General features: G+C 60.3%; 22 protein-coding genes and 1 other RNA gene. 10 read left to right on the top strand and 13 right to left on the bottom strand.

The genetic code is table 11. From position 1 onward, the window contains the following. Positions 1-17: 17 nt before the first annotated feature. Genes HMPREF3138_RS11930 through HMPREF3138_RS11920 form a run of 3 tightly spaced genes read left to right on the top strand, consistent with a single transcriptional unit; the run spans position 18 to position 2627 of the window. Positions 18-677, top strand: a complete 660-nt coding sequence (locus tag HMPREF3138_RS11930) for a response regulator (RefSeq protein WP_047729904.1) — start codon at positions 18-20, stop codon at positions 675-677. Positions 678-681: 4 nt separating this feature from the next. Continuing rightward, a complete protein-coding gene (locus HMPREF3138_RS11925) occupies positions 682-2100 on the top strand; it encodes an ATP-binding protein (RefSeq protein WP_047729903.1) in 1419 nt (472 codons plus the stop codon). Continuing rightward, a complete protein-coding gene (locus HMPREF3138_RS11920) occupies positions 2097-2627 on the top strand; it encodes a GNAT family N-acetyltransferase (protein ID WP_038871183.1) in 531 nt (176 codons plus the stop codon). The genes HMPREF3138_RS11925 and HMPREF3138_RS11920 overlap by 4 nt, the downstream gene beginning before the upstream one ends. 10 nt (positions 2628-2637) lie before the next feature. On the opposite strand, the gene HMPREF3138_RS11915 is transcribed toward HMPREF3138_RS11920, so the two are convergent. From HMPREF3138_RS11915 to HMPREF3138_RS11880, 8 genes are all read right to left on the bottom strand, one after another. Further along, complete coding sequence (locus HMPREF3138_RS11915) at positions 2638-3603, bottom strand: quinone oxidoreductase family protein (RefSeq protein ID WP_038871180.1); 966 nt, start codon at positions 3601-3603, stop codon at positions 2638-2640. Between the two features lie 108 nt (positions 3604-3711). Continuing rightward, positions 3712-6591 carry an aminomethyl-transferring glycine dehydrogenase gene (gcvP, locus tag HMPREF3138_RS11910; protein ID WP_004931634.1) on the bottom strand — a complete coding sequence of 960 codons (2880 nt, stop codon included), beginning with the start codon at positions 6589-6591 and terminating at the stop codon, positions 3712-3714. Positions 6592-6683: 92 nt separating this feature from the next. Further along, entirely contained in the window at positions 6684-7070 is a 387-nt protein-coding gene (gene gcvH, locus HMPREF3138_RS11905) for a glycine cleavage system protein GcvH (RefSeq protein ID WP_038871176.1), read from the bottom strand. Positions 7071-7233: 163 nt separating this feature from the next. Further along, positions 7234-8331 carry a glycine cleavage system aminomethyltransferase GcvT gene (gene gcvT / locus HMPREF3138_RS11900; protein ID WP_004931631.1) on the bottom strand — a complete coding sequence of 366 codons (1098 nt, stop codon included), beginning with the start codon at positions 8329-8331 and terminating at the stop codon, positions 7234-7236. 506 nt (positions 8332-8837) lie between these two features. Then, positions 8838-10040 carry an FAD-dependent 2-octaprenylphenol hydroxylase gene (gene ubiI / locus HMPREF3138_RS11895; RefSeq protein WP_038871173.1) on the bottom strand — a complete coding sequence of 401 codons (1203 nt, stop codon included), beginning with the start codon at positions 10038-10040 and terminating at the stop codon, positions 8838-8840. A gap of 80 nt (positions 10041-10120) precedes the next feature. Beyond that, a complete protein-coding gene (ubiH, locus tag HMPREF3138_RS11890; RefSeq protein WP_038871170.1) occupies positions 10121-11299 on the bottom strand; it encodes a 2-octaprenyl-6-methoxyphenyl hydroxylase in 1179 nt (392 codons plus the stop codon). Between the two features lie 4 nt (positions 11300-11303). Continuing rightward, positions 11304-12617, bottom strand: a complete 1314-nt coding sequence (pepP, locus tag HMPREF3138_RS11885) for a Xaa-Pro aminopeptidase (RefSeq protein ID WP_038871167.1) — start codon at positions 12615-12617, stop codon at positions 11304-11306. Positions 12618-12672: 55 nt separating this feature from the next. After that, positions 12673-13251, bottom strand: coding sequence for a YecA/YgfB family protein (locus HMPREF3138_RS11880; protein WP_038871164.1), 579 nt, complete (start codon positions 13249-13251; stop codon positions 12673-12675). Between the two features lie 319 nt (positions 13252-13570). Here HMPREF3138_RS11880 and zapA point away from each other — a divergent pair, with 319 nt between their 5' ends. From zapA to HMPREF3138_RS11865, 3 genes are all read left to right on the top strand, one after another. After that, positions 13571-13900 (top strand): cell division protein ZapA, encoded by a 330-nt coding sequence (zapA, locus tag HMPREF3138_RS11875; RefSeq protein WP_004931621.1) that lies wholly within the window; start codon positions 13571-13573, stop codon positions 13898-13900. A gap of 40 nt (positions 13901-13940) precedes the next feature. Continuing rightward, a non-coding RNA gene (ssrS, locus tag HMPREF3138_RS11870) (6S RNA) lies at positions 13941-14123 on the top strand. A gap of 52 nt (positions 14124-14175) precedes the next feature. Next, positions 14176-14784: a 5-formyltetrahydrofolate cyclo-ligase gene (locus tag HMPREF3138_RS11865; RefSeq protein WP_038871160.1), complete on the top strand. Its 609-nt coding sequence runs from the start codon at positions 14176-14178 to the stop codon at positions 14782-14784. 48 nt (positions 14785-14832) lie between these two features. On the opposite strand, the gene serA is transcribed toward HMPREF3138_RS11865, so the two are convergent. Both serA and rpiA read right to left on the bottom strand, forming a co-directional pair. After that, on the bottom strand, positions 14833-16071 hold the full coding sequence (serA, locus tag HMPREF3138_RS11860) for a phosphoglycerate dehydrogenase (protein WP_038871155.1): 1239 nt from the start codon (positions 16069-16071) through the stop codon (positions 14833-14835). 292 nt (positions 16072-16363) lie between these two features. Beyond that, entirely contained in the window at positions 16364-17020 is a 657-nt protein-coding gene (gene rpiA, locus HMPREF3138_RS11855; RefSeq protein WP_038871153.1) for a ribose-5-phosphate isomerase RpiA, read from the bottom strand. Positions 17021-17222: 202 nt separating this feature from the next. Between rpiA and HMPREF3138_RS11850 the strand changes: the two genes are divergently transcribed. After that, positions 17223-18116 (top strand): LysR family transcriptional regulator ArgP, encoded by an 894-nt coding sequence (locus HMPREF3138_RS11850; RefSeq protein WP_038871151.1) that lies wholly within the window; start codon positions 17223-17225, stop codon positions 18114-18116. Between the two features lie 48 nt (positions 18117-18164). On the opposite strand, the gene HMPREF3138_RS11845 is transcribed toward HMPREF3138_RS11850, so the two are convergent. Both HMPREF3138_RS11845 and argO read right to left on the bottom strand, forming a co-directional pair. Then, a complete protein-coding gene (locus tag HMPREF3138_RS11845) occupies positions 18165-18896 on the bottom strand; it encodes an oxidative stress defense protein (protein WP_025160209.1) in 732 nt (243 codons plus the stop codon). Positions 18897-19017: 121 nt separating this feature from the next. Then, the gene (argO, locus tag HMPREF3138_RS11840) at positions 19018-19623 is read right to left on the bottom strand and encodes an arginine exporter ArgO (RefSeq protein WP_038871148.1); all 606 of its coding nucleotides are present in this window, start codon (positions 19621-19623) and stop codon (positions 19018-19020) included. A 224-nt stretch (positions 19624-19847) separates the two neighbouring features. Here argO and HMPREF3138_RS11835 point away from each other — a divergent pair, with 224 nt between their 5' ends. After that, entirely contained in the window at positions 19848-20546 is a 699-nt protein-coding gene (locus HMPREF3138_RS11835; protein ID WP_038871145.1) for an RluA family pseudouridine synthase, read from the top strand. Positions 20547-20553: 7 nt separating this feature from the next. Here the strand turns inward: HMPREF3138_RS11835 and HMPREF3138_RS11830 are convergent, their stop codons facing one another. After that, entirely contained in the window at positions 20554-21093 is a 540-nt protein-coding gene (locus tag HMPREF3138_RS11830) for a DUF2058 domain-containing protein (protein WP_025160208.1), read from the bottom strand. A 315-nt stretch (positions 21094-21408) separates the two neighbouring features. Here HMPREF3138_RS11830 and HMPREF3138_RS11825 point away from each other — a divergent pair, with 315 nt between their 5' ends. Further along, positions 21409-22386 carry a DUF1852 domain-containing protein gene (locus HMPREF3138_RS11825; protein ID WP_038871142.1) on the top strand — a complete coding sequence of 326 codons (978 nt, stop codon included), beginning with the start codon at positions 21409-21411 and terminating at the stop codon, positions 22384-22386. Positions 22387-22411: 25 nt separating this feature from the next. Further along, positions 22412-23443: a methionine synthase gene (locus HMPREF3138_RS11820; protein WP_033649411.1), complete on the top strand. Its 1032-nt coding sequence runs from the start codon at positions 22412-22414 to the stop codon at positions 23441-23443. Positions 23444-23451: the final 8 nt, after the last annotated feature.

Here is a 23451-nt window from a genome sequence, read left to right as displayed (position 1 = left end):
ATCTCAGCGGAACAAACGTGAACATACTGTTGGTGGAAGACGACCTGCAATTAGGCAAGGCGCTATGCCGCGCATTGGAGCTCACCGGCTTTAATTTGTGCTGGGTGCGCCTGCTCTCGGACGCGGAAAATAAACTTTCACCCGGCGGGTTCGACCTGATGCTGTTGGATCTTACGCTGCCGGACGGCGACGGTTTGCAAAAGTTGATCGCCTGGCGCGCCGCCGGGCAAAATATCCCCATCATCATCCTGACCGCCCGCGACCGCATCGAAAGCCTGGTGAACAGCCTGGATTCCGGCGCGGACGACTTTCTGGCCAAACCCTTTGCGCTGCCCGAGCTCATCTCGCGCGTCAAGGCGGTCAACCGGCGCATGGCGGGCTTCGCTTCGCAAACCTGGAGCCTCGGCACGCTGTATCTCGACCCGGTCAACCATCAGGTGACGCTGGATAACGAACTGCTGATGCTGTCGAAAAAAGAGTATCACCTGCTGCACGAGCTGATGCGCTGTGCCGGCACCGTGGTGCGCAAAGCGGTCTTGGAACAGCGGCTGTTCGGCCACGGCGACAGCGTGGAAAGCAACTCGCTGGAAGTGCACATGCATAATTTACGGCGCAAGATCGGTAAAGAAAGAATTATTACCGTACGCGGCATTGGTTATTTGCTGAAGAAAGAGTAGCAGGATGATCGGTTTCAAGTCCTTCTTTATGCGCACCATTATTTTCCAGGTCCTGGCCATTTTATTATTGTGGGGGCTCCTCGTCGCCTGGGTGAAATATTGGTATTACCCCGACATGGAAAAATACTTCGATAACCAGCAACGCATCGTCGCCGTGGGTATCGCCAATATTCTCGATGAAACCGGCACCGACAATATCGATTACCGCGGCATCATCAAAACCATTGAAGGCATGTACATTGATTCCATCAATAACGGCATGCAGGATCAAATCGATTACCGCCCGCTGTTCGTGGTTTACGACCGGGACAACCGGGTGCTTTACAGTTCGCAAACGCAGGGAGAACCGCTGCGCCTGCCGCCTTCGGTGCTGTCCGGTTCCGTTAAGTACGCCGGCGCCAACTGGCATCTTGCCGGCAGCTGGAGCGAAAAGCGGCAGTATCGGGTGATTGTCGGCGAATCCTTCGCCGATCGTTCCACGCTGTTCGGCAACCCGGCGGAAAGCACCGCCGTGCCGCTGCTGGGCATTCTGGCGGCGATCATCATCACCTTGCTGTTTACCGCCTACTTCAGCCTGCGGCCGCTGCGCCAGATCGCCCGCACCATCTCAGATCGCCAGCCGGGTAACCTGTCGCCGATCAACGTCAGCGAGCAGTATCAGGAAATCCGGCCGGTGGTAGTGGAGGTCAACAAGCTGATGGCGCGCATCGACGCCGCCAACCAGCGCGAAAAACGCTTTATGGCCGATGCGGCGCACGAACTGCGTACGCCGATCGCCGCTGTGCTGGCGCAGCTGCATCTGCTGACCCAGGTCAGCGAGCAGCAGGAGCGCCGGGAAATCATCGGCGACATGCAGCAGGGGCTGGATCGCGCGGCGTCGCTGTCGCGCCAGCTGATCAACCTGGCCAAGCTGGAGGCGGAGGATTTTCCGCTGAAAATCGAGGCGGTGGACATCTACGCCGACATTGGCAAATGCATCGCGCAGCACGTCCCCTATGCGTTGGAAAAGGATGTGGAACTCTCGCTCGACGGCAGCGAGGACGTGGTGATAAACACCGATCGCCAAGCGCTGATCGCCATCTTCACCAACCTGCTGGACAACGCGCTCAAGTATGCGCCGCCCGGCAGCCGCATCGAAGCCAATGTCCGTTCGCTGGCGCCGCTCGGCTGCTATATTACGTTGCGCGACAACGGCCCCGGAGTGAGCGAAGAGCACCTTCCGCGCCTGTTTGAACGCTTTTACCGCGTGCCCGGCACGCAGCAGACCGGCAGCGGGCTGGGTTTGGCCATCGCCCGGAACCTGGCCGACAAAATCGGCGCGCAGCTGCGCGTCACCGAAGGCCTCGACGATCGCGGCATCGGTTTTATTATCGATTTGCCGGAAAGTTACCGGCCACAGACGGAGAGTGAACAACGATCATGAGCGCCCCTGTTCTGCTGCAACGGCAGCAACTCGACCGCCTATGGGATATCGACCGCAGTGAAATCATCGACACCCTGTATCGCCTGCAGGACGGCAAGCTGCAAGCCTACCCGGATTACTACGACGTGCGCGGTTGGGATCCGCACGACCGGGAAACCTATACGCCGATCCACGAAGCCTGCTTCGATCGCGGCGGCGCGTTCTTCGCACGGTTCGAAGGCGAGGAGATCGTCGCGGCAGCGGCGCTGGACACAGAGCCGCGCGGCCCGCAGCGGGATCTGCGCCAGCTGCTGTTCTTTTACGTCAGCGCGCGCAAACGCGGCCAGGGGCTGGGCAAGCAACTGTTTCAACTCTGCCTGCGTCAGGCGGCACAAGAAGGCGCTGCTGGGCTATACGTCTCCTCCATCCCCAACAAAAGCACCGTAGACTTCTATCTGGCGCAGGGCTGCCGGCTCATCGAGCGCCCGGATGCCGAGCTGTTCGCCCGCGAGCCGGAGGATATTCACCTGGTCTGCCCTTGCCGTTAAAGACAAGGGCCTAACGGGCGATGCGTATCACCGAACGCACGTCGCTTTTCTTGTTCAGATCCCACACTTCGGCTATCTCCGCCAACGCATGCTCCTGCGTCTCGATAGTGAGCGCGCCCGTCGCCGCCAGCGCCAGAATGTCGGTCGCGTAGCGCTGCATCTCCGGAATCGGCGGGAAGTTGCCGGTGCCGCTGCCGAGGATCTGCAGCTGATTGCTGCGCAATACCGCCGCCGGCAACCGAATATCCGCCGCGGCCATCGAGCCGACATTGACCAGGCGAATACCGCGCCCGCCGGCGTAAGACGAGAGATCGTGATTATTGAGCGTCGCGAGCAGCGCTTCGGTCGCCGGGCCCCAGATATAATCGACGATCACCTGATAACCGCCCGGCCCCGCCGCCGCCGCGAAGGCCTGCGTCAGCGCCTCGCCCTGCAGGCTCAGATCCACCGTGGCATCCACGCCCAACGCCTCCAGTACGCTCAGCCGACGGCCGGCGGCAACGATGCGCCCGGCTCCCGCCTGACGCGCCGCCGCAACCGCCAGTTTGCCCGAGGTGCCGGTAGCGCCGATGATCAGCACCGTTTCACCGGGCTGCAGATCCGCTCGCCAGCGCAGCGGCAGCCAGGCGGCGAAGGCCGGGTTGATCAGCGCCGCCGCCGTGGCGTCGTCTACCGCCTCCGGCACCGGCACCGTCCATGACGCGACGCTGCGCTCAGCCATCGCGCCGTAAGGACGGCGGAAGGAGGCGAAATAGACCCGTTGCCCGTCGGCCGTCCGGCCCACGCCGTCGGTACCGGGCACGATCGGCAGCTGCTTGGGGCTGGAGTAATGGGTACCGGCGACGGTAGCGCGATCCAGCTGTTTGATGCCGGCCGCCAGAACCTCGATCGGCACTTCATTCGCCTGCGCCAGGGGCTCCTCAAAGGTGCCGAAAACCGGGGCTTGCCCCAACGCTTTTACGATTGCCGCTTGCATGGTGACTCCTCAAATCGTGGGAACGTACAGGAAAGAATAGGCCGCAATAAAATAAAAAGGGACACCGCATGATGCGGTGTCCCCCGAACACAAACTTTGCCGAACGTGTTATTCGTAATCGCTCATCGGCACGCAAGAGCAGAACAGGTTACGGTCGCCGTACACGTCGTCCAGACGCTTGACGCTCGGCCAGTACTTGTTCTCGCGCACGCCGGCCACCGGGAACACCGCCAGCTCGCGGCTGTACGGGTGCTGCCAGTCGTTGACCAGCTCCGCCTGCACGTGCGGCGCATTCACCAGCGGGTTATCTTCCAGCGGCCATTCGCCTTTGGCGACGCGGTCGATCTCGCTGCGGATCGCCAGCATCGCATCGATAAAGCGATCCAGTTCCACCTTGCTTTCCGACTCGGTCGGCTCGACCATCAGCGTGCCCGCCACCGGGAACGACATGGTCGGCGCGTGGAAGCCGAAGTCGATCAGGCGCTTGGCGATGTCCATTTCGCTGATGCCGGTCTCTTCCTTCAGCGGACGAATATCGAGGATACATTCGTGCGCCACGCGGTGATCGCGGCCGGTATACAGAATCGGGTACGCGTCTTTCAAACGGGTAGCGATGTAGTTGGCGTTCAGGATCGCCATCTGGCTGGCCTGCTTCAGGCCTTCCGCGCCCATCATACGGATGTACATCCAGCTGATAGGCAGGATGGAGGCGCTGCCGAACGGCGCCGCGGAAACCGCGCCCTGCTGGGTGGTTACGCCGTCGATCTGCACGACGCTGTGGCCCGGCACGAACGGCGCCAGGTGCGCTTTCACGCCGATCGGGCCCATGCCCGGGCCGCCGCCGCCGTGCGGGATGCAGAAGGTTTTATGCAGGTTGAGGTGCGAAACGTCCGCGCCGATGTAACCTGGCGTGGTGATGCCCACCTGGGCGTTCATGTTGGCGCCGTCCAGATACACCTGACCGCCGAACTGATGCACGATCTGGCACACTTCGCGAATGGTTTCTTCATACACGCCGTGGGTCGACGGGTAGGTCACCATGATGCAAGAGAGTTCTTCGCCTGCCTGCTCTGCCTTGACGCGCAGATCGTGCAGATCGATGTTGCCGTTCTTGTCGCAGGCGACCACCACCACGCTCATGCCCGCCATTTGGGCAGAGGCCGGGTTGGTGCCGTGCGCCGAGCTCGGGATCAGGCAGACGTGGCGGCCCGCTTCGTTACGGCTTTCGTGGTAGCGACGGATCGCCAGCAGGCCGGCGTATTCGCCCTGCGCGCCGGAGTTCGGCTGCATGCACACCGCGTCATAACCGGTCAGCTGCACCAGCCACTGAGACAGTTGGCCGATCATCTGCTGGTAGCCGGCAGCCTGCTCCGGCGGGCAGAACGGGTGCAGCTCGGAGAATTCAGGCCAGGTGATCGGGATCATCTCCGCTGCGGCGTTCAATTTCATGGTGCAAGAGCCCAGCGGGATCATCGCCTGGTTCAGCGCCAGATCCTTACGCTCCAAGCGATGCATGTAGCGCATCATCTCGGTTTCGCTGTGATAGCGATTGAATACCGGATGGGTCAGGATCGGATCCTGGCGCAGCATGGCGGCCGGGATCGATTGACTGTTCTTGCTCACCGCCGCGTCCAGCGCGTCGATGTCCAGACCGTGGTTGTCGCCGGCCAGCAGTGCGAACAGCGTTTGCACGTCTTCACGCGAGGTGGCTTCATCCAGCGTGATGCCCACGGCGCCGTGGATATCGGTGCGCAGGTTGATGCCGAAGCTCAGCGCGCGTTCCAGCACCGCCGCCTTGTCTTTCACTTCAACGGTCAGGGTGTCAAACCAGGTGTTGTGACGCAGCGTCAGGCCGGCCTTCTGCAGCCCGGCGGCCAGAATGTCGGTCAGGCGATGGATACGCCCGGCGATGCGCTGCAGCCCCTGCGGGCCGTGGTACACCGCGTACAGGCTGGCGATGTTGGCCAGCAGCACCTGCGAGGTACAGATGTTCGAGTTGGCCTTCTCGCGGCGGATATGCTGCTCGCGGGTCTGCATCGCCATGCGCAGCGCGGTGTTGCCGGCGGCATCGCGGGAAACGCCGATGATGCGGCCCGGCATCGAGCGCTTGAACTCGTCGCGGCAGGCGAAGAAAGCGGCGTGCGGGCCGCCGTAGCCCATCGGCACGCCGAAGCGCTGCGCGGAGCCGAACACCACGTCGGCGCCCTGCTTGCCCGGCGCGGTCAGCAGCACCAGGGCCATGATGTCGGCGGCCACGCTGGTGATGATTTTGCGCGATTTCAATTCGGCCAGCAGCGCGCTGTAGTCGTGCAGCTCGCCGGTGGTGCCCACCTGTTGCAGCAGCACGCCGAACACGCCGTCCAACTCCAGCACTTTTTCCGCTTTATCGACGATGACGTCGAAGCCGAAGGTTTCGGCGCGGGTCCGCACCACGTCCAGCGTCTGCGGATGCACGTCGTCAGCCACGAAGAAGCGATTGGCGTCTTTCAGCTTGCTGGCGCGTTTGGCCAAGGCCATCGCTTCGGCGGCGGCGGTGGCTTCATCCAGCAGCGAAGCGGAAGCCAGATCCAGGCCGGTCAGATCGAGGGTCACGGTCTGGAAGTTCAGCAGCGCTTCCAGGCGGCCCTGCGACACTTCCGGCTGATAAGGGGTATAAGCGGTGTACCAACCCGGATTTTCCAGCATGTTGCGCAGGATCACCGGCGGCGTCAGCACGGCGCTGTAGCCCATGCCGATATAGGATTTGTAGCGCTGATTTTGCGAGGCGATCGCCTTCAGCTCAGCCAGCGCCTGGTGTTCGGTCGCCGCGTCGCCGACCGGCGGCGGCCCCGGCAGCTGAATGTCCGCCGGCACGATCTGTTGGATCAGCGCGCTGAGCGAGCGAGCGCCCACCGCTGCCAGCAACTCCTGGCGTTGTTCCGCAGAAGAGCCGATGTGGCGTTCAATGAACGCTTCGCTGTGTTCGAGTTGGCTGAGTGTCTGAGTCATTGCTACAAATTCCTGAATGCTTGCGTGATACGGGATATAGCTTGAGCGGTAACTAAAACGCCCCGGCCAACAGGCCTGGGGCGTGGTCACGATTACTCGTCGATCGAGGCCTGATAAGCCGCGGCGTCCAGCAGGTTCGCCAGCTCGCCTTCGTCGGCGGCTTTAATCTGGAACAGGAAGCCGTCACCGTAGGGCTCGCTGTTCACCAGCTCCGGAGAGCTTTCCAGCTCGCCGTTCACCGCCACGATTTCGCCGCTGATCGGCGCGTAAATGTCCGACGCCGCCTTGACGGACTCCGCCACGGCGCAATCTTCACCGGCGGCGACGTTGCGGCCCACTTCCGGCAGATCGACAAACACCATATCGCCCAGCAGTCCCTGCGCGTGTTCGGTGATGCCTACGGTGTAAACGCCGTTACCTTCTGAACGAACCCACTCGTGGGAGGATGCGTATTTCAATTCTGTTGGCACATTGCTCATAGCCGATTACTCCTTCGAAGAAATAATTTCCCGTCATCTTTCACACTGCAGCGTTGTTGGCTGCGTACGTTCACCTCGGTCACTTACCGCAGTAAGCTCCCGAAGACTCGCGCACTTGCCGCCTAGCCGCAGCGCGAAATCCCTAGGGAAGAATCAATAACAATCAATTTGTCAGCGGCTTGCCGGCGCGAACGAAACCGGGCTTGGTCACTTTGACCGGCATTTCACGGTTGCGGATCTGCACGATGGCCTGCTCGCCGATACCTGCCGGCACGCGCGCCAGCGCGATGCTGAAGCCCAGCGTCGGAGAGAACGAACCGCTGGTGATCACGCCTTCGTGAGTTTGCCCCGCCGCGTCGGTGAAACGCACCGGCAGCTCATTACGTAATACGCCTTTTTCCGTCATGATCAAGCCGACCAGTTGCTCGGTGCCCTGCTCGCGCTGTTGTTCCAGCGCTTCGCGGCCGATGAAACGGCGATCTTCCGGCTGCCAAGCGATGGTCCAGCCCATGTTGGCGGCCAGCGGCGAAACGCCTTCGTCCATCTCTTGCCCGTAGAGGTTCATGCCCGCTTCCAGACGCAGCGTGTCGCGCGCGCCCAGACCGGCCGGCTTGACGCCCGCGGCCAGCAATTTTTGCCAGAAATCCGCCGCCTGCTCTTTCGGCAGCGCGATCTCGTAGCCGGCCTCGCCGGTGTAACCGGTGGTGGCGATGAACAGCTCGCCGGCCTGCACGCCGAAGAACGGCTTCATGCCTTCGACCGCACTTTTTTGTTCCGGGGTGAACAGGGTACCGGCACGCTCTTTGGCCTGCGGGCCCTGCACCGCGATCAGCGCCAGATCGTCGCGCACCGTCAGCGCTACGCCATACGGCGCAGCGTGCTCTTCGATCCAGGCCAGGTCTTTGTCGCGCGTGGCGGAGTTCACCACCAGGCGGAAATAGTCTTCAGTGAGGAAATAAACGATCAGGTCGTCGATCACGCCGCCGGAGGCATTCAGCATGCCGGTGTACAGCGCCTTGCCGGGTTGGGTCAGTTTGGCGACGTCGTTCGCCAGCAGGTAGCGCAGGAACTCGCGGGTGCGGGCGCCGTGCAGATCGACGATGGTCATGTGAGACACGTCGAACATGCCGGCATCCTGACGCACCGCGTGGTGCTCATCGAGCTGCGAGCCGTAGTGCAGCGGCATCATCCAGCCGTGAAAGTCTACCATGCGCGCACCGCACGCCACGTGCTGGTCGTACAGTGGGGTTTGCTTTGCCATCTTTTCCCTCTTTCCACTCATCGCTAGAAGTTAGGGTGCTGCCACGCAATGCGGCGGAGCCTGGCTCGCGGCCCGATCGCCATGGCGCACTGACTGCTCAACACAAATGCTGCGCCGGGACGGGCGGAAACTGCGTGCAACCGCCGTGACGCAAACGATACCTTTCCCTCGAACTTATCACCGAACGACCACATTAACCATAAGTTAAAATAGGCTCATCGCCGTTCCAGGGCGGTAAAATGCCGGGCTAGTGTGCAGAGTTTTTCACTGGAAAAATGCGCTTTAAGGCACAAAATTAACAATTAAAGCGGCAAAACTCCGAAGTTATATAACAAACCGACGGCCGCACATGAGATTCCGACTTTTGATAACCGAACATGGAATTAGAAAAAGTAATGATAAAAAGCGGCTGAAATTAGATTATTTCAAATGAAGGGTTATATAAGGAAAAACGATGGCATAAGGCGAGAAGCGCGAGCCCGCTGGGGGCTCGCAGAAGGCAGGTGTCAGGCAAGCCACTCGGGCAGATCGTTCAGGCCCATTGCCTGACGCACCAGCTTTGGCTTGACGCCCGGCAGGCTGTCCGCCAGCCGCAGCCCCACGTCGCGCAGCAGCTTTTTGGCCGGGTGGTTGCCGTCGAACAGTTCGCGGAAACCCTGCATGCTGGCCAGCATCACCGCCGCGCCATGTTTGCGGCGGCGCTCATAGCGGCGCAGATAGAGGTGCTGGCCGATATCCTTGCCCTGCCGCTGCAGGCGGCGCAGTTCGGCAATCAGCTCGGCGGCGTCCATAAAGCCCAGGTTCACGCCCTGCCCGGCCAGCGGATGCACGGTATGCGCCGCATCGCCCACCAGCGCCAGGCGGTGCGCGGCGAAGCTGCGCGCATAGCGGCCGGTCAGCGGGAACGTCAACCGCTCGCTTTCCAGGCTGCAGGCGCCCAGACGCATATCGAAGGCCATCGCCAGCTCGCGGTTGAACTGCTCCGGCTCAAGCTGTTTGAGCCGCTCGGCGTCTTCCGGCGTCACCGACCAGACGATGGAGCTCAAATGCGGATCGCTGAACGGCAGGAACGCCAGAATGCCGTCGCCGTGGAAAATTTGCCGCGCCGTCGCCTGATGCGGTTCTTCGGTGCGAATGGTGGCCACCAGCGCATGGTGGCGGTAATCCCAGAAAGTGAGCGGGATATCGGCATGCTGGCGCAGCCACGACTGGGCGCCGTCGGCGCCGATCACCAGACGGGCGGTCAGCATGCGCCCGTCCTCCAGCGTGACAAAGGCATCGTTCTCGCCCCACGCCACCTGCTTGAGCGCGGCCGGGGTAATCAGCGTGATGTCCGACAGGCTTTCGGCGCGTTTCCACAGTGCCTGCTGGATCACCGCGTTTTCGATGATGTGGCCGAGATGGCTGAAGCCGCACTCGTCGCCGCGGAAGGCGATTTTGCCAAAGCTGTCGCGCTCCCACACTTCCATCGCGTTGTAAGCGCTGGCGCGCAGCTGGAGAATGTCGTCCCACACGCCGATGTGCTGCAGCAAACGCTCGCTGGCGGCATTGATGGCGGAGACGCGCAGCGCAGGCTGCTCCAACGGCGGCACCATGTCCGGCTGACGCTGCTCCAGCACCGCCACGCGCAGCCCGCTGCCCTGCAGGCCGCAGGCCAACGCCAGCCCCACCATACCGCCACCGGCGATAATCACGTCAAATGATTGCATGCTGCTCGATTTCCTTAAATGACGCGCGACGCCTTGCCGCGCCGCGTTTTGGGCGCGCCACAGGGCGCCCGATTCTGTGTCTAACGTTCTACCCAGCCCAGCGTGCGCTTGGCGAAGGCGTCGCGCACCGCCGGCAAACGCTCCATCGCCATCAGCCCCAGATTACGGCCGACCACCAGCGGGGCATAACGGTTGGCGAACAGGCGGATCAATCCGTCGGTCACGCCGATCGTCGCCTGCTGATCGTTTTGCCGCCGCTGCTGATAGCGACTCAGCAGCGCATAACCGCCGGCGTCTTCGCCGCTGTCTACCGCTTCCGCCAGCGTTTCCGCCAGCGACATCACGTCGCGCAGGCCGAGGTTGAACCCCTGCCCGGCGATCGGGTGCAGCGTCTGCGCCGCGTTGCCCACCAGCGCCAGACGATGGCTGACATGGCGATCGGCGGTCAGCAGGCTGAGCGGATAACTGTGCCGTTTACCGGCCTTGAGGATACGCCCCAGCCGCCAGCCGAAGGCCTGTTGCAGCTCGGCGATAAAACGCTCGTCGTCCCAGGCATCCACCCGGGCGCGATCTTCGCGCGCATGGCACCACACCAGCGAACTGCGCCCCTGCGACATCGGCAGCAGCGCCAGCGGCCCGTAGCGGGTAAAACGCTCGAAGGCGCGCCCCTGCGGATCTTCCGCCGTGGTGACATTGGCGATGGTGGCGAACTGCGGATACTCCTCTTGCCGCCACTGCACGTTGCAGGCCTGCGCCAGCGCCGAACGTGAACCGTCGGCCGCCACCAGCAGCTGCCCGCACAGGCGCTGACCGTTATCCAGCAGCACCTCTGCCCGCTCTGCGGTGCGAATCACGTCCACCACCCGCGCGGGGCAATGCAGCGTAACGCCCGGCGCCTTCGCCAGCAGCGCGAACAGCCGCTGCCCGGCGTCGTGCAGTTCGATCACCTGGCCAAGCGCATCGACCTGATAATCCTGCGCCTGCAGATTCACGAAACCGGCGTGGCCGCGATCGCTGACGTGCACCTGAGTGATCGGCGTGGCGCAGTCGCGCAGCGCCGGCCAAACGCCGATGCGCGCCAGCTGTTGACAGGTGCCCTGCGCCAATGCGATGGCGCGGGCGTCAAAGCCTGGGTGGCTGCGGTCATCCGGCCGAGTCGCCTCGACCAAATCTACGGCCATTCTTCCCTGAGTAAGCGACGAGATAGCCAGCGCAAGCGTCGCGCCCGCCATACCGCCACCAACGATAATTACGCTCATTCCGTTACCTTGCCGCCGCCATCAAAGCCTCGATGGCATCGGCGTCTTTCACCACGGCGGCGGTCAGGTTTTCGTTGCCGTCGGCGGTGATCACGATGTCGTCCTCGATGCGGATGCCGATGCCGCGGTATTCCGCCGGCACGTCCGCATCCGGCGCAATATACAGCCCCGGTTCCACGGTCAGCACCATGCCCGGCTCCAGCAGCCGATCGCGGCTCGGCGTGCCGTAGTGGCCGACGTCGTGCACGTCGAGACCCAGCCAGTGGCTCAGCCCGTGCATGAAGAACTGCCGGTGTGCCTGTTCGGCGAGCAGCTGGTCGACTTCACCTTTCAAGACGCCCAGTTCCACCAGCCCGACCACCATGATGCGCACCACTTCGTCGTTGACTTCACGGATGCTGGTGCCGGGTTTGAACAATGCCAAAGCGCGCAGCAGCGACGCCAGCACAATGTCGTACACCGCGCGCTGCGGCTTGCTGAACTTGCCGTTAACCGGGAAGGTGCGGGTAATATCGCCGGCGTACCCCTGATACTCGCAGCCGGCGTCGATCAGCACCAAATCGCCGTCGCGCATCTGACTCTCGTTCTCGGTGTAGTGCAAGATGCAGCCGTTTTCGCCGCTGCCGACGATGGTGTTGTAAGACGGGTAGCGGGCGCCGAGGCGGATGAATTCATGGTGAATTTCCGCTTCCAGCTGGTATTCGAACATGCCAGGGCGGCATTTTTCCATCGCGCGGGTATGCGCCAACGCGCTGATCTCACCGGCGCGGCGCATCACAGCCAGCTCTTCCGGCGATTTGAACAGGCGCATGTCGTGCAGCCACGGCCGCCAGTCGGTCACGGTGGCCGGCGCCTGCAGATTCTGGCGGAACCCCTTGCGCAGCTTGTCCAACGCGCCGAACAGGATCTGATCGGCATACGCGTATTCGCCCTGCGCGTGGTAGACCACGTCCAGGCCGTTGAGCAGCAGGTGCAGCTGGTCATTGATTTCATTGAACGGCAGCGCGCGATCCACGCCCAGCTTCGCCGGCGCGGCGTCTTGCCCCAGGCGGCGGCCAAACCAGATTTCCGCCGTCAGATCGCGCACCCGGTTGAACAGCACGCTGTGATTGTGCGTTTCATCGCTTTTGATCAGCACCAGCACCGCTTCCGGTTCATTGAAGCCGGTCAGGTACCAAAAGTCGCTGTTCTGCCGATAGGGATAGTCTGAATCTGCACTGCGCGTCGTTTCCGGCGCAGAGAAAATAACCGCCGCGCTGGCCGGCGCCATTTTCGCCAACAGCGCCTGACGGCGGTTGTTGAATTCCTGCTGAGTCATTACCTTCTCCTGAAATCATGCCATCCGCACCGCCGGCGGAGGGGCGATAGAACGTTTAGTGCAACGTCGGTTTGATGTTTTCCGGCGCCGTTGGCTTGTGACGGGTGAATTCGCCGTGGCACATGATGGCGGCGACCCGCACATACTCCGCCACTTCTTCCAGCGACTGCTCCAATTCTTCCTGATCTTCGTCTTCGTCGTAGCCCAGCTGCGCGATGTTGCGCAGATCGTCGATCGCTTCCCCGACTTCGTCTTTCACCTGGGCCAGCTTCGGCTGCATCATCCCCAGCCCGAGCAGGAAGTGGTTGACCCAACCGGCCAGCGCATCGGCGCGATCGAACACGCTGACGATCTCCCCTTCCGGCAGCATCAGTTGGAACAGGAATTCGTCGTCTTCGAGCGTTTCGCGCGTCACTTCATACAGCTGTTGCAGCGGTTGGCTGAGCGCCTGCGGGAAGGCGACGCCTTCGTTGGTCAGATCGTGCACCAGCGCCTGCCAGCCGGCATCACGGCTGCCGCCGCACAACAGGCCGCTGATCAGGCCATGCATTTCTGCCGCGGTCAGCGCCACCGACTGCTGGTTGAGGGCCACGGTCAAAGATTGGTAACTTGGAAATGTATTCTGTATAGACATGCGCATTCGCCATCGTTGGCAGGATAAGTTCGTGTTATGCTACCACCAAGGTCCGTCGCTATACCAGATAAGCGCGACACCTCAGTGGCTAGTTATAATCGCGATGTGGCAGGTTTCACACGGCGCCGTCGGGTGGCGAAAGTGCGGTAAATACGCATTTTGAAACCCTTTTTTGACTGGCAATGTGCGCCACAGTAGATTACAACCAGGTACTGAAAAAGGGGTTGTATCTTGGTACCGAGGTATATATAGTGGCGCCCGCTTTGACGGCCCGGCCAGGGCGGACAAGGCTGGCGCGAAATTTAGGCAGGAAGGTGGCATGTCTGCACAACCGGTAGATATTCAAATTTTTGGCCGCTCGTTAAGAGTCAATTGCCCGCCAGAACAACAAGATGCGTTGAATATGGCGGCGGACGATCTTAACCAACGGTTGCAAGATCTTAAAGTTCGCACTAGAGTCTCCAATACTGAGCAACTGGTTTTCATCGCGGCATTGAACGTCTGTCACGAACTTGCTCAAGAACGGTTGAAAACCCGTGACTATGCGTCCAATATGGAACAACGCATACGGATGCTGCAGCAGACCATTGAACAAGCGCTGCTTGAACAAGGTCGCATCTCTGAACGTCAGGATGCACAATTCGAATAACTTAAGTTGTTGAAATCAAAGTTTCGGCAACGAGTACAAAATTTCTCTGAGATGTTCGCCAGCGGGCCAGTCCCCTGAGCCGATATTTAGTACAAACAGAATGTGTTGCTCCGCGATCGGTGAGCACGCTCGGTGCGCCGAGAAGCCTTAAGATTGCGACGGCACGTTCACCTTGAACCATGGGTTCAAGGGTTACAGCCTGCGACGGCATCTCGGAGATTCCCCTTCTCAGCGGTTTATGTGTGCCGAACGCCACACTGAGCAAGCCTGATACGATGCCTTTTCAACCCCAATTCGCGCAGCAGCGCCAAGCCATTCGTCAACTCATTCGCCAACGTCGGCGCGAGCTTACGCTGAGCCAGCAACGCTTTGCCGCAGAAAAAATAGCCGAGCGCGTCGTCGCGCATGCGCACATTAAGGCGGCGCACAGCATCGCGGTATTCCTGTCGTTTGACGGTGAACTCGACACCGGGCCGCTGATCGAGCAGCTGTGGACGCTCGGAAAACGGGTTTACCTGCCGGTGCTGCACCCGTTCAACCCGGGCCACCTGCTGTTCCTGCGCTATGCGCCGGAAACGCCGCTGGTGCGCAATCGCTTCAATATTCTCGAACCGCGCCTCGATGTGCGCCAGGTGTTGCCGCTGGGCGAGCTGGACGTCGTGCTGACGCCGCTGGTGGCATTCGATCATACCGGGCAGCGTCTGGGTATGGGGGGCGGTTTTTACGATCGCACCCTGCAAAACTGGCGCAGCGGCGGCCCCTATCCCATCGGGCTGGCCCATGATTGCCAGCAGGTGGAGCACCTGCCGACCGAGCACTGGGATATCCCGCTGCCGGAAATCCTCACCCCGCTCTGCAACTGGGCCTGGCACGAACCTAAATAGCAAAAGGCCGGATCGCTCCGGCCTTTTTCGTTGCGGCATGCCGCCTAATCAGAACAGCAGACGGGCGCGAATGGTGCCGTCGATGGCCTTCATACGCTGCAGCGCGGCATCGGCGCGCGCGGTTTCCGCTTCGATGTCGATCACCACGTAGCCGATTTCCGGGCCGGTTTGCAGATACTGCGCGGCGATGTTAACCCCCTCTTCAGCGAAGATCTGGTTAATCTGCGTCAGCACGCCCGGGCGGTTTTCGTGGATGTGCAGCAGGCGGCTGGCATTCGGGCCATGCGCCGGCAGCGACACTTCCGGGAAGTTGACGGCGGACAGGGTCGAGCCGTTGTCGGAATATTTCGCCAGCTTGCCGGCCACTTCATCGCCGATGTTCTCCTGCGCTTCCTGAGTGGAGCCGCCGATGTGCGGCGTCAGCAGCACGTTGTCGAACTCACACAGCGGCGAGTTGAACGGATCGCTGTTGGTTGCCGGCTCTTCCGGGAAGACGTCGATCGCCGCGCCCGCCAGGTGATTGCTGGCCAGCGTATCGCACAGCGCGGGAATATCCACCACGGTGCCGCGCGAGGCGTTGATCAGAATGGCACCTGGCTTCATCAGCGCCAGCTCTTCCGCCCCCATCATGTTCTTGGTGGCCGGCGTTTCCGGCACGTGCAGCGTCACCACGTCGCTCATATTGAGCAGATCGGACAGATGGCGCACCTGCTGCGCGTTGCCCAGCGGCAGCTTGTTCTCGATATCGTAGAAGAACACCTTCATGCCCAGCCCTTCGGCCAGAATGCCCAGCTGGGTGCCAATGTGGCCGTAGCCGATGATGCCCAGCTTTTTACCGCGCGCCTCATAGGAGCCCACGGCCAATTTGTGCCACACGCCGCGGTGCGCCTTGGCGTTGGCGGCCGGAATGCCGCGCAGCATCAACAGCAGCTCGCCCAGCACCATTTCGGCCACGGATCGGGTATTGGAGAAGGGGGCGTTGAAGACCGGAATACCGCGTTTGGTCGCCGCTTTCAGATCAACCTGGTTGGTGCCGATGCAGAAGCAGCCCACCGCCACCAGTTTTTCTGCGGCGGCGAACACCTCTTCGGTCAGGTGCGTACGCGATCGGATGCCGACGAAATGCGCATCGCGGATGGATGCCTTCAGCGATTCGGTGTCTAACGCACCCTTGTGGTATTCGATGTTGGTATAACCGGCGGCACGTAAATTATCGACCGTGCTCTGATGAACCCCTTCCACCAACAGGAATTTAATCCTGTCTTTCTCCAATGATACTTTTGCCATTTACCCGACCCTATGTTCAGACTTCAGAAGCGGCTGTGACGACACAGCTCCCATCCAACATAACAAAAATAACGCGGGCGGCAATACAAACGATTGCCTGCCCGGCAGGACAAGGCGCAGCGTTGATGGCGGTTTACGGCAGAAAATGCCATAGGGAAAGTTTTCGGCAGAAGCTTTGGGGAGTCAGGTTTCACAATGTGACATAAGTCACCAAATTTGCCGTTTTTCAGAAAAGATATTTTAACCGAAGAATTATGCGGCCCGGCGCTACCGGGCCACAGACGGCGGAGGCTTATTTGACCACTTTCACGCCTTCCGGGGTGCCGACCAGCGCCACGTCCGCGCCGCGGTTGGCGAACAGCCCCACGGTCACCACGCCGGCGATGCCGTTGATCTTGTTCTCCAGCGCGATGGCGTCGGTGATACTCAGGTTATGCACATCGAGGATCACGTTGCCGTTGTCGGTCACCACGTTCTGACGATACTCCGGCAGGCCACCGAGTTTCACCAGCTCGCGCGCCACGTAAGAGCGGGCCATCGGGATCACTTCCACCGGCAGCGGGAACTTGCCCAGCACGTCCACCTGCTTGCTGACGTCGACGATGCAGATGAATTTCTTGGCGATGGCGGCGATGATCTTCTCGCGCGTCAGCGCAGCGCCGCCGCCCTTGATCATCTGCATATGGCCGTTGATTTCGTCCGCGCCGTCCACGTAGATATCGAGCGAGTCCACTTCGTTGCTGTCGAACACGTGGATGCCGAGGCTTTTCAGCTTGGCGGTGGAGGCGTCGGAGCTGGACACCGCGCCTTCGATCTGGTGCTTGATGGAGCCCAGCGCGTCAATAAAGTGGGCGGCGGTAGAGCCGGTGCCGACCCCGACGATGGTGCCCGGCGTCACGTATTCCAGCGCCGCCCAGCCCACCGCTTTTTTCAGTTCATCCTGCGTCATAATATGTCCCTTGCCTCTGTACGAAAACGTGTGCGTATTATAGGGTAAAACGCTGTTTTTCACGCCGGCAGGATCACACTTATTTACCGCAGCCCGCATTTTTACCCGCTTGGCGGCGAGGTGGGGCGTGATTTTCCACCTGCGCCGTGCGCAAAATGTGGCATAGTGCCGGTATCATTCTAATTTAAGGGATATCTTTCCGATGAAACGCCCAGACTATCGTACGCTGCAAGCGCTGGACGCGGTGATCCGTGAGCGCGGCTTCGAGCGCGCCGCTCAAAAACTCTGTATCACGCAATCGGCGGTATCCCAACGCATCAAACAGCTGGAAAACCTGTTCGGCCAACCGTTGCTGGTTCGTACCGTGCCGCCGCGCCCGACCGAACAAGGGCAAAAGCTGCTGGCGCTGCTGCATCAGGTGGAGTTGCTGGAAGAAGAGTGGCTGGGCAACGACACCGGCGTCGATACGCCGCTGCTGCTGTCGCTGGCGGTCAACGCCGACAGTCTGGCAACCTGGCTGCTGCCGGCGCTGAAACCGGTGCTGGCGGACTCCCCCATTCGCCTGAATCTGCAGGTGGAAGATGAAACCCGCACCCAGGAGCGGCTGCGCCGCGGTGAGGTGGTGGGCGCGGTGAGTATTCAGCCGCAGCCGCTGCCGAGCTGCCTGGTGGATCGGCTGGGGGCACTGGACTATCTGTTCGTGGCCTCCAGCGGCTTCGCCGAGCGCTACTTCCCGAGCGGCGTCACCCGCTCCGCGCTGCTGAAAGCGCCGGCGGTGGCCTTCGATCATCTCGACGACATGCACCAGGCGTTCCTGCAGCAGAACTTCGATCTGTCGCCGGGCAGCGTGCCCTGCCACATCGTGAACTCGTCGGAAGCCTTCGTGCAGCTGGCACGCCAGGGCACCACCTGCTGTATGATCCCTCACCTGCAGATCGAAAAGGAGCTGGCATCCGGTGAACTGATCGATCTGACGCCGGGGCTGTACCAGCGCCGCATGCTGTACTGGCACCGCTTCGCGCCGGAAAGCCGCATGATGCGCAAAGTGACCGACGCGCTGCTGGAACACGGCCACCAGGTGCTGCGTCAGGATTAAAACGAAAAAAGGTTCGCCGCAGCGAACCTTTTCTTCAATACGAACACCTTACTGCGCGGCGTTGCGCTGCAGCTCGAACACCACATCCACCTGATCGTCGAAGTGAATGCTTTGCTGTTCATAGGTTTGCGCCGCGTCGCTTTCCGCCGCCGCACCGGCCGCCTTATACATCCGCGCCACCGGCATCGGCTGGTAGTTGGCAACCCGGTAGCGAATGCTGTACACCGGCCCCAGCTTGGCGTGGAAGCCTTTGGCCAGGGATTCGGCCTGCTGAGTCGCGTTCTCGATCGCTTTTTGCCGCGCCTGCTCGCGATACACATCCGGTTTGGCGACACCCAGCTCCACCGCGCGGATCTCGTTCAGGCCAGATTTCAGCGCGCCGTCCAGCAGCTCGTTCAGCTTGTCCAACTGACGCAGGGTCACCTGCACCTGGCGCACCGCCCGGTAGCCCTTCAGCACCGACTCGCCGGTTTTCAGGTAGTCATATTCCGGCTGGGTGCGCAGGTTGGCGGCGCTGATGTCTTTCTTCTCGATGTTGTTTTTCTGCAGGAAATCAAAGTACTGCGCCACGCGCTCGTCCACCTGCTTCTTCGCCTGGGCGGCGTCTTTGGAGGAAACGCTCACTTCGATCGCCAGGGTGGCGATATCCGGCGTGGCGTCCACGCTGGCGGTGCCGGAGGTGACGACGTGCGGCCCTTCAGGCACTTCAGCCGCCTGCAGCGCCATCGGTAACGTCCCTAATCCGACCATTGCGGCCATAGCCAATGCTTTTAGCTTCACAGTGTCTCCTTAATGACAGGCTGTCTCTGATCGCCGGCTTTTCCCTGTGAGAACCGCCGGATTCCTGGCATCAAACGTAGCATATCGCGCGGCGTTTTGAATTCGGATTAGTGACAAATTCTTATAAATTTGCCCCCTGCCAGGCCAGCTGCAGCGCGATGCCCCACATCACCAGCCCGACCAGCGCGTTGATGATGCGCTGCGCCCGCTGCGTGTTCAGCCACGGCGCCAGCCAGGAGGCCAGCAGCGCCAGCCCGAAGAACCACACCGCCGACGCGCTGACCGCCCCGAGCGCGAACCAGGAGCGCACGTCCGCCGTCAGCTGCCCGCCCAAACTGCCGAGCACCACAAAGGTATCCAGATAAACGTGCGGGTTCAGCCAGGTGACCGCCAGCATGGTGACCACGATGCGCCAGCGGCTCTGCGCCAGCTCCTGCGCCGGTTGCGGGCTGAAGGCGGAACGGAACGCGCCCCACCCGTACCACAGCAGAAACGCCACCCCGCCCCAGGTGACCAGCGCCAGTAGCAGCGGTGAGCGGGTCAGCAAGGCGCTGCCGCCGAAAATTCCGGCGCAGATCAGCACGATATCGCTCAAGGCGCACAGCGAAGCAATCATCAAATGGTACTGGCGGCGAATGCCCTGATTCATCACGAATACGTTCTGCGGGCCCAACGGCAGGATCATGGCGGCGCTCAGGGTAAAACCCTGCAGGAAGACGGCTAACATGGGGATTCCTCGAATGATAGAAGGCGCCGGACGAGGGCGCGTGTCGGTCAACACGCGCATCATACGAGGAAGCGATCATTAGGTGAAATTGATGTTTCTAATCCAGCATCAGCGGGACTAATACTCAAATCAGTGAGGGAGGATCCACGCTATGAACGCCGTCAAATTCGCCCCTCGGTGAAAAATTCGCTATCATCCGCACCCACCTTCCAGCCGGCCGCCCGATGTCTACGATTACCGATACCTTTATCGCCCCGCCATGCCATGACCAGATAGAGATCCTCTATCAGGACGACCATCTGGTGCTGATCAATAAGCCGGCCGGGCTGCTCAGCCTGTCGGGCAAGAATCCGCAGAATCTCGACTCGGTACACCACCGTCTGGTACAGATCTTCCCCGGCTGCGCGCTGGTGCACCGCCTGGATTTCGGCACGTCCGGGTTGATGGTGGTGGCCCGCAACAAAGCCGCCAACGCCGCGCTCTGCCGGCAGTTCAGCGAACGCACCGTCAGCAAAGTGTACAGCGCGTTGCTTTGCGGCCATCTGGCGGATAACGAAGGGGTCATAGACGCGGCGATCGCCAAAGATCCGGCGCTGTTCCCGCTGATGTCAATTTGCGCCCTCCACGGCAAGCCCGCCCGCTCCCGCTATCGGGTCGTCGAGCGTTTTTATCGTGAAGCGGAGGACGGGATCTCGCTGCCGCTGACGCGGGTGCAGCTCACCCCAGAGACCGGGCGCACCCACCAGCTGCGTATTCACAGCCGGCAGTTGGGCCACCCTATTTTAGGTTGCGATCTGTATGGCGGGCGCCTGCTGCCGGGTACCGAAAAGACGCCGCGGCTGATGCTGCACGCCAGCGAGCTGGACTTTGTGCACCCCGTCAGTGGAGCGCGGATCGCCGCTCGTCACGCTGCGCCGTTCTGAACGCGGCTTACCACATCAAATCGTCGGGCACTTTAAAGTCGGCGTACGGATCGTCTTCATCCTGCTCTTCCTGACTCAGCGCGCTGTGCAGCACAATGCTGGCCGCATCGCGCTGCGCGATTTTATCGGCGACGCTCGCGGGGATAATCGCGTATTCACACTCTTCGCGGTTCTCGACCACCAAGCGGGCAATGGCGAGACGGCCATTGATCAGCTGGGTCTGCGTCGCCTTATCCACCAGGATTTTCTTGATCAGGTTACCGTCGGTGAAGTTGAAACCGATATCGCCTTTCGCCAGGACGATGCGGTTCATCTCGATCAGCTGCTTCACCTGCGCCTTGTATTCTTTGGACAGCGCGGCCTGCTTTTGCTGCTCGCTCAGCTGCTTATCGCGCTCAAGCTGCGCCTTTTTATTCTCTTCCACCGCCTCTCTGGCCTCACGGGCCTGAACGCGTGATTTTTTAGCCGTTCTTTGGACTTTGGCCATTTTCTTGCTGGTTACCAAGCCCGCTTTGAGCATCTGCTCTTGTAAGGTGAGTTTTGTCATGTTCGTGTCTGAAGCCGTGGGGTCATGGGGGGATTATACCCGTAATTTTTCAGGCTGCACCAGGTTGCCGGCCCGTACGTTGGCGGTTTGCGCCGCAGGGCAACGGCGGCCAACCGGCCCGAACGCCAGATCATGAATACCGCTCATGTAGTAATGAAATTAAGTCTCTTTCACTCCCTTCGGGACTCTGGCAAAAATAGACCTCATTAACGACAGACAATATGAAATCGGCTGAATAAAAAAAGAGAAAAACAACCCATTGAAATAAATGGATAAATCCAGCCTTCATATCATATAACAGGATACTATAAGACCATGAATAGAGACTTTGCCTTTACGATTAAGAGCAGTTCTTTCGATGAAGATTATAACCCTTCTGAAAGTACGCGTATCACCACCAACTTCGCCAATTTGGCCAGAGGGGAAAACCGCCGGGAGAACCTGCGCAACACGCTGGTGATGATTAACAATCGCTTCAATTCGTTGGCGCATTGGGATAATCCCAAGGCCGACCGCTATTCGGTCGAGCTTGAAATCATTTCGGTTGAGATGCGCGTTGAAGATCAGGGGGCCAGCTTCCCGGTGATCGAAATCCTGAAAACCAACATCATTGATAAAAAAACGCAAAAGCGTCTTGAGGGCATCGTCGGGAATAACTTCTCGTCTTACGTGCGCGATTACGATTTTAGCGTCTTGCTGCCGGCGCACAATAAAAACACGGCGGAGTTCAACATTCCGGATGATTTCGGCGATTTGCACGGCAATATCTTTAAGCACTTCGTCAATTCAAACGCATACCATGAGAATTTCAGCAAACCGCCGGTGATCTGCCTCAGCGTGTCCAGCAAAGACACCTATCATCGGACGGGCAATCAACATCCGGTGTTGGGCGACGAGTATCGGCAAGACGGCGCGTCGCTGACCGACCGGTATTTTAAAAAAATGGGCCTGCAGGTGCGCTATTTCATGCCGAAAAATAGCGTCGCGCCCCTGGCGTTTTATTTCCCCGGGGATTTGCTGAACGATTACACCGATCTGGAGCTGATCGGCACCATCAGCACGATGGAGACTTTCCAAAAAATCTATCGGCCTGAAATTTACAATGCCAACTCGGCGGCAGGGCAATGCTATCAGCCAAGCCTGAATAACCAGGATCATTCATTAACCAAGATTGTTTACGATCGCGAAGAGCGTAGCCAGTTAGCGATTGAGCAGGGGAAATTTACGGAAGAGCAATTTATCAAGCCCTACAAGCCCATTCTTGAGCAATGGTCTGCTCACTACGCGCTTTGATTCACTCAAATACAGGTCATCTATTATGAAAATATTGCTCCCTACCTCGACCGCCGGCAGCTTGCCTAAACCTTCCTGGCTGGCCCAGCCGGAAACCCTGTGGTCGCCCTGGAAATTGCAGAATGAAGAATTAATCGAAGGGAAACAGGACGCTCTGCGCTTGTCGCTGGCTGAACAACAACAGGCCGGCATCGATATCGTCAGCGATGGCGAGCAAACGCGCCAGCACTTCGTCACGACGTTTATCGAACACCTCAGCGGCGTCGACTTCGAGAAACGCGAAGTGGTTAAAATCCGCAATCGCTATGAGGCGAGCGTGCCGAGCGTCGTGGGGGCGGTCGCGCGCCAAAAGCCCGTTTTTGTTGAAGACGCCAAATTTTTACGCCAGCTGACCAAGCAGCCGATTAAATGGGCCCTGCCGGGGCCGATGACCATGATCGACACGCTCTATGACAACCATTATAAAAGCCGCGAAAAATTGGCCTGGGAATTCGCCAAGATCCTCAATCAGGAAGCCAAAGAGCTCGAGGCCGCCGGCGTCGACATTATTCAGTTTGATGAGCCCGCATTTAACGTGTTCTTTGACGAGGTGAATGACTGGGGCATCGCCGCCCTGGAAAGGGCCGTTGAGGGGCTTAAGTGTGAAACGGCGGTACATATCTGCTATGGATACGGCATTAAGGCCAATACCGACTGGAAAAAGACGCTGGGCTCTGAGTGGCGGCAATATGAAGAGGCGTTTCCCAAGCTGCAAACGTCTACTATCGATATCATCTCGCTTGAGTGCCATAACTCGCACGTCCCGATGGATCTGCTTGAACTGATTCGCGGCAAAAAAGTGATGGTTGGCGCCATTGATGTGGCGAATCATACCGTTGAGACGCCGGAAGAAGTGGCCGCTACGCTGCGTAAAGCGCTGCAGTTTGTCGATGCCGACAAGCTCTACCCGTCGACCAACTGCGGCATGGCTCCCCTGCCTCGCCAGGTCGCCAGCGGCAAGCTGAATGCCTTGAGTGCGGGCGCCGAGATCGTGCGCCGGGAACTGCTGGCCAAATAACCTCACCA

This window comes from Serratia sp. HMSC15F11, from assembly GCF_001808215.1.
Taxonomy (GTDB): Bacteria; Pseudomonadota; Gammaproteobacteria; order Enterobacterales; family Enterobacteriaceae; genus Serratia; species Serratia nevei.
The sequence above is the reverse complement of the archived record's forward strand: the minus strand, read 5'-3'. Positions and strand labels throughout refer to the sequence as shown.

What these genes read in the sequence shown, in the direction of transcription:
- HMPREF3138_RS11925 (WP_047729903.1), top strand. Translation starts at nt 682, where the DNA reads ATGATCGGTTTCAAGTCCTTCTTTATGCGCACCATTATTTTCCAGGTC.
- HMPREF3138_RS11920 (WP_038871183.1), top strand. Translation starts at nt 2,097, where the DNA reads ATGAGCGCCCCTGTTCTGCTGCAACGGCAGCAACTCGACCGCCTATGG.
- HMPREF3138_RS11915 (WP_038871180.1), bottom strand. Translation starts at nt 3,603, where the DNA reads ATGCAAGCGGCAATCGTAAAAGCGTTGGGGCAAGCCCCGGTTTTCGGC.
- gcvP (WP_004931634.1), bottom strand. Translation starts at nt 6,591, where the DNA reads ATGACTCAGACACTCAGCCAACTCGAACACAGCGAAGCGTTCATTGAA.
- gcvH (WP_038871176.1), bottom strand. Translation starts at nt 7,070, where the DNA reads ATGAGCAATGTGCCAACAGAATTGAAATACGCATCCTCCCACGAGTGG.
- gcvT (WP_004931631.1), bottom strand. Translation starts at nt 8,331, where the DNA reads ATGGCAAAGCAAACCCCACTGTACGACCAGCACGTGGCGTGCGGTGCG.
- ubiI (WP_038871173.1), bottom strand. Translation starts at nt 10,040, where the DNA reads ATGCAATCATTTGACGTGATTATCGCCGGTGGCGGTATGGTGGGGCTG.
- ubiH (WP_038871170.1), bottom strand. Translation starts at nt 11,299, where the DNA reads ATGAGCGTAATTATCGTTGGTGGCGGTATGGCGGGCGCGACGCTTGCG.
- pepP (WP_038871167.1), bottom strand. Translation starts at nt 12,617, where the DNA reads ATGACTCAGCAGGAATTCAACAACCGCCGTCAGGCGCTGTTGGCGAAA.
- HMPREF3138_RS11880 (WP_038871164.1), bottom strand. Translation starts at nt 13,251, where the DNA reads ATGTCTATACAGAATACATTTCCAAGTTACCAATCTTTGACCGTGGCC.
- zapA (WP_004931621.1), top strand. Translation starts at nt 13,571, where the DNA reads ATGTCTGCACAACCGGTAGATATTCAAATTTTTGGCCGCTCGTTAAGA.
- HMPREF3138_RS11865 (WP_038871160.1), top strand. Translation starts at nt 14,176, where the DNA reads ATGCCTTTTCAACCCCAATTCGCGCAGCAGCGCCAAGCCATTCGTCAA.
- serA (WP_038871155.1), bottom strand. Translation starts at nt 16,071, where the DNA reads ATGGCAAAAGTATCATTGGAGAAAGACAGGATTAAATTCCTGTTGGTG.
- rpiA (WP_038871153.1), bottom strand. Translation starts at nt 17,020, where the DNA reads ATGACGCAGGATGAACTGAAAAAAGCGGTGGGCTGGGCGGCGCTGGAA.
- HMPREF3138_RS11850 (WP_038871151.1), top strand. Translation starts at nt 17,223, where the DNA reads ATGAAACGCCCAGACTATCGTACGCTGCAAGCGCTGGACGCGGTGATC.
- argO (WP_038871148.1), bottom strand. Translation starts at nt 19,623, where the DNA reads ATGTTAGCCGTCTTCCTGCAGGGTTTTACCCTGAGCGCCGCCATGATC.
- HMPREF3138_RS11835 (WP_038871145.1), top strand. Translation starts at nt 19,848, where the DNA reads ATGTCTACGATTACCGATACCTTTATCGCCCCGCCATGCCATGACCAG.
- HMPREF3138_RS11830 (WP_025160208.1), bottom strand. Translation starts at nt 21,093, where the DNA reads ATGACAAAACTCACCTTACAAGAGCAGATGCTCAAAGCGGGCTTGGTA.
- HMPREF3138_RS11825 (WP_038871142.1), top strand. Translation starts at nt 21,409, where the DNA reads ATGAATAGAGACTTTGCCTTTACGATTAAGAGCAGTTCTTTCGATGAA.
- HMPREF3138_RS11820 (WP_033649411.1), top strand. Translation starts at nt 22,412, where the DNA reads ATGAAAATATTGCTCCCTACCTCGACCGCCGGCAGCTTGCCTAAACCT.